The organism is Aeromonas sp. QDB68 (assembly GCF_027707405.1).
In the GTDB taxonomy this organism is placed as follows: domain Bacteria; phylum Pseudomonadota; class Gammaproteobacteria; order Enterobacterales; family Aeromonadaceae; genus Aeromonas; species Aeromonas caviae.
In genome coordinates this window covers 1-899 of the sequence record NZ_JAPCIQ010000230.1, presented here as the reverse complement: position 1 = coordinate 899, position 899 = coordinate 1, and the positions used below count along the sequence as shown (strand labels likewise).

The 899-nt window shown below is 50.5% G+C and carries 1 pseudogene; it reads right to left on the bottom strand.

What is annotated here, in order from left to right:
- Positions 1-76 precede the first annotated feature (76 nt).
- Positions 77-811 (bottom strand): annotated as a pseudogene (locus PG892_RS22385) (LuxR family transcriptional regulator); the annotation flags it as partial.
- Positions 812-899 lie beyond the last annotated feature (88 nt).

The window sequence follows — 899 nt, the reverse complement described above, 5'->3', positions numbered from 1 at the left end:
CATGGATACCGTGTCTCCTTTCCCGGGGAATGGCTATGGCACAGCGAAGGTGTAGCACTATTGGGATCAGTTATTTATAGGCGCTGGCGCCGGGCAGCAAATAGGCAAAGCCATTGAGGATCTCCTTGAGCTGACGTTGCTGCTCCTTATTCTGCAAAGAGAAAATGCCATTGATGGCCCGCAATTCCACATTTTCATCGGCGATACGGTTGAAGGCCACATTGGAATAATGAATATGCCCCTTGTCGTCTATGATGGCGCTGGGCTTATTATGGTTTTTCACCAGCTGTTGCAACTGATAGTTCTGGGTTTCCAGGGCCAGCAAGTTCCAATAATGGTGGCTCCAGGCCGCCAGTCCGGAATAGATTTCCGAGAGCGAGGTGAGGTCGCGACTGCTGAAATCATCTTGCGCTGCACCACGGTAACTGCACAGGCTGCTCAGCCCACGCCCTTTGACCTGGCAGACGCCGCCGGCGGCGAATTGGGCGCCGAAACTTGCCAGCAGGCCCACCGAGCTTGAAATGCTGTTGGCGCTGACGATCCCCTTGCACCCTTTATCCAGATAATGGTTGAACCACACATCCTGGCGATGATGTTGCAGGTAAAACTGCTGCTGGGCCTCGGTCAGACCGCTGGAAAAAAGCTTTATTCCGTCGCTCTTGTCATCATCCCGCAATAAAAACAGGGATGAACTGCAGGAAACGTCGGCACGAAATTGGTCCACGACAAGCTTAATGTCAGAATCATTAATACCGCACTCGTATAACTGGCTGATATAGGGCGATATCCTTTCTTTCTCTAATGCCTTCACACCCGAACTCCTAAGGAAGGTGCGAATAAGTCATATGGCACGAGAGCATTTACTGGTAACCCATTGATATTAAATGACTAAAATTTTC